This is a genomic window from Salipiger pentaromativorans (genome assembly GCF_024721115.1).
GTDB lineage: Bacteria > Pseudomonadota > Alphaproteobacteria > Rhodobacterales > Rhodobacteraceae > Salipiger > Salipiger pentaromativorans.
In genome coordinates, this window is the sequence record NZ_JAMDHK010000004.1 from 323,084 (window position 1) to 326,128 (window position 3,045).

Genomic DNA, 3,045 nt, shown 5'->3' on the forward strand with positions numbered 1-3,045 from the left:
CTGTTCGGTTCCACGTTCTGCGAGCCGTCCTCGTTGGTGCATTCGGTGGCGTTCTCGGCGTTGTTGTTGCAGAGCGAGCCGCCCGGCGCGTCCTGATCGCCGTTGCCCCAGCCGTTGTTGCCGCTGGTATCGTCCCACAGCACCTGCGGCGCATAGCGCGGATGGGTGAAGCTGTAGGTCTGGATCTGGAACGCATCGAGACCCACGCTGAAGATCGGGTTGTAGTCCTCGGCGGTTTCGACCAGCACGACCTGCGCATTGTCCACCATGACCGGCAGCCGGTCGATGTAGTTGCGCATCACGTTGTTCGCCAGCGGTTCCAGGTCGCCACGGGCCACGGACCAGACCACCTGGTACTTGTCGTTCTTCCCGTTGTAGCGCACCACGGTGATCCGCATGTCGGCGCTGTAGGTGCCGGTGAGCTCGTCGATCTCGACGGGGTTCTTGGTCAGCATACCCAGCAGCTTGAAGGTGTTGTCGATATAGATGCCGTCGATCGGATCGGTCTCGCGCGAGATCATGTCGCCGATCGTGTAGTTGGCTTTCTGGTTGATCGCCTGCTGGCGGAACACGTCGAAATACACCCAGGACGCCCCGAAGAGCAGGAAGAGCACCGGCAGCATGATCATGACTTCGACGCTGACATAGCCTTCGGTGTCGGATGAGAACCGGCGCAGGTGCCGTTTGATCATTGCGTTCAACATCTCATTACCCTCACTGCGGTTCGTTCACGAAGGCGCCCGTCGCGACCAGCGCGGTATAGCCCTGAGCGTCTTTTTCCAGGCTGCCGGCCAGATACGAGGTCGGGCTGACCGGGCGATAGAGATAGCAGGCGCGCAGCATCATGGTTTCGTGTTCCTTGCCGAACTCGAAATTGCGCTGCGGCGTGATGTCCTCGGCGGTGTCCACGCAGTCCACGGTGTCCGGCGGCTCGACCCAGTCGCGCATGTTCAGCCCGACCATCTCCAGTTGCAGGGTGTCCATGCAGTTGGCCAGCACATCGGCGCGGTCGCAGATCTTCTGCTTCAGCTCCTCGTGGGTGTAGACTTGGCCGGTGCCGAGCTTGACCTCGCGGATCGTCTGGTCGAGCGCCTGCTCCAGTTGCGTCTGGCGGATCGTGAGCGCCCCCAGCTCCACGGTCGACAAGGCGATGCCGACCATGAGCGGTGTCCAGAGGGCGAAGGGAACGACGGCCGAGCCCGCTTCGCTGTCGCGGAAGTGACGCAGGGCCTTTTTCAGAAAGCCGGTCATTGGGTGAGCCTCAGCTGGTTGAGCGTGTGGGCGATGGTCGAGAATGCATCAGAGATCTCGACGCCTTCGACGCGGAAGAAATGGGCGGGCGAGGAGGCGCAGCTCCGCATGACATCGGCACCGTGATCGGAGACTTCGAAGCCGATGGACCAGATCAGCACACCCTGATTCTTGGCAGCGGTGCAGATATTGCTCAGCAGCCGGTCGCCGGTCGTCGCATCGTATTTCTGGTAGTAGAAATCGCCGCGGCTCCACGAGTTCACGTAGTTCGAGAGGTAGTACCAGAGGTTGTAGCGGTCCCAGTGGGCGTATTCGGACTCGGAGTCGTAGGCCCAGTCGCGGATCCGGTAGGAGCGGTCGTGCTGACCGTCGGTCATGAGCACGATGGTCTTGAGCACCTCGTCGTCGTCATAGGCGACCGGACGGCCCTCGAAGGCCGGATCGACGGTGCCGTTCTCGATCATCCCGCTGGCGATATTGCGGGTCGAGGGATCGAGCAGGGCAGCGGCCCATTTCATCCCCATGAAGATCGAGGTGCCGGCGCGCGGTTCGAGTTTGCTGATCTGGCTCTTGAGCGCGGTCGGGTTCTGGCTCCAGGCCTGAATGCGCTCGTAGTCGTAGCGCGGGCAGACGGTGTCGGTGCGGGTGTTCCGGCCGGAATAGTTCCACTGATAGTGCTGCATCTGATCGTAGGTGATCGAGTAATCCAGCGCTGCGGAGCTGAAGACGCGGTCCGGCATCTCGATGCAATGCGAGTAGCCGTGCCTCCAGTTCACGTTCATGAAGCTCAGGATTTCCGGCCCGGCGTTCACATGTTCGGAATAGGGCACGAGCGAGATCGAGACGAGATCTTCGGACCCGTCGTTCAGCAGCGTGTCGATGAACTCGCTGGAGGCGTCTTTCAGCCGCTTCATCTTGTCGTTGTTGTCCATCGAGCCCGAAATATCGAGCACCATGGAAATCTCGACCTTGTTGATGCGCTCCGAGGCCTGCGACAGACCCGCGGCCTGCAACGTGTCGATGCCCAGCAGCCGCATGAAGTTCGACGGCATGGTCTGATAGCCTTCCGCCGTGACCGTGCGGTAGTTCAGGCCCTCGTCCACATCGACCGAGACCAGCGCGTCGCCGAGCGCCATCTTTTCCATGTAATCCTCGACGACGGCGGTTGCGTCCAGCTCGTTGTCGAGGTCGGCGGCGGCCAGCACCGCGCGGTCCAGCGTGTTCTGGACCTTGTTGCGCTGCAACTCGGTGTAGATCATATCGACGCCGATTCCGCCGAACACCATCATCAGCATCGCGAGCGCCACGGCCATGTAGGTCATGCTGCCGGATTCTTCTCCCGCGAAACGGCGCATACGGCTTGCCAGCGCCGAGATGGCGGTCTCTGTCCGTGGGAAGCTGCCGCTCCTGAATGCAGAACGTTTCTGTTTCATCCCGATTCCTTCCTCCCGGGGGTGAGCCCGGAAAATGCCCCCACAGACATACATTTCGATGAGCCGATATGTGCGCTCTCAAGATGGCCAAAATAGGGCGGATTTAATGGGAAATTCTGAAATTTCTTTTGCTTTTCAAAGACGAAGAACATGTTTGGCGGTATTCTGTTTCCCTTGCGTGAACAATGGGCCCGAAATCGGTTAACGGGGGGCTGACTCCTCTGCGAAAATCTGGCGAAAAAAGGGATGTGCTGCCTCGAAGCGGACAACTAAGGGAAGGTCTGAAAAACCTCGCGCTCTGAGGGGTTTGGTATAGACTTTGCGGGACGAAGAAGGAAGCCCCATCATGCCCAAGCAGCCC

Annotated in this window: 3 protein-coding genes; all 3 read right to left on the minus strand. The window is 60.3% G+C overall.

Annotation, left to right across the window (positions count from 1 at the left end):
- Positions 1–692, minus strand: a 692-nt coding sequence (locus tag M4578_RS09880) for a TadE/TadG family type IV pilus assembly protein (RefSeq protein WP_258093282.1), incomplete at its 3' end; no start/stop codon positions are given.
- A 22-nt stretch (positions 693–714) separates the two neighbouring features.
- Complete coding sequence (locus tag M4578_RS09885) at positions 715–1,251, minus strand: TadE/TadG family type IV pilus assembly protein (protein WP_258093283.1); 537 nt, start codon at positions 1,249–1,251, stop codon at positions 715–717.
- Positions 1,248–2,573, minus strand: a complete 1,326-nt coding sequence (locus M4578_RS09890) for a TadE/TadG family type IV pilus assembly protein (RefSeq protein WP_258093284.1) — start codon at positions 2,571–2,573, stop codon at positions 1,248–1,250. The genes M4578_RS09885 and M4578_RS09890 overlap by 4 nt, the downstream gene beginning before the upstream one ends.
- Between the last annotated feature and the right edge of the window lie 472 nt (positions 2,574–3,045).